The sequence below is a fragment of the Mesorhizobium sp. M8A.F.Ca.ET.161.01.1.1 genome (assembly GCF_004792105.1).
In the GTDB taxonomy this organism is placed as follows: Bacteria; Pseudomonadota; Alphaproteobacteria; order Rhizobiales; family Rhizobiaceae; genus Mesorhizobium.
Genome location: NZ_SRTD01000167.1, coordinates 1 through 369 on the forward strand (window position 1 = coordinate 1; position 369 = coordinate 369).

General features: G+C 56.1%; 1 protein-coding gene. It reads right to left on the reverse strand.

Features of this window, described 5'->3' with window-relative positions; all coding sequences use genetic code 11:
- Positions 1-369: FAD-dependent monooxygenase (locus tag EN804_RS35145; RefSeq protein ID WP_189602176.1), on the reverse strand; the 369-nt coding region annotated here is incomplete at both ends.

Genomic DNA, 369 nt, shown 5'->3' on the forward strand with positions numbered 1-369 from the left:
ATTGAATGTAATAACGGCTGCGCGTGTGCGAGCGCATGGAGCAGAGGGCAAAACCGCGCGGATGATTGGCGTAGATGAGTTCGTGGTTGACCGGCGGCACTTCGGCCAGAATGCCGAGCCAGCCGAAGGGGTAGACCTTCTCGAATTCCCTGATCGCGCCTTGCGGCACGGATTTTCGGCTAACCCCGTGGAAACCATCACAGCCGGCAATGAAATCGCAATCGATCCGGTGGGTTATGCCATCTTTCTGATAGGTTACATAAGGGCTTACGCCATCGAAATCATGCGGCTCGACATCAGATGCATCGTAGATGGTCGAGAGGCCGGCCGCTTCGCGCACATCCATCAGGTCATGGGTCACTTCCGTTT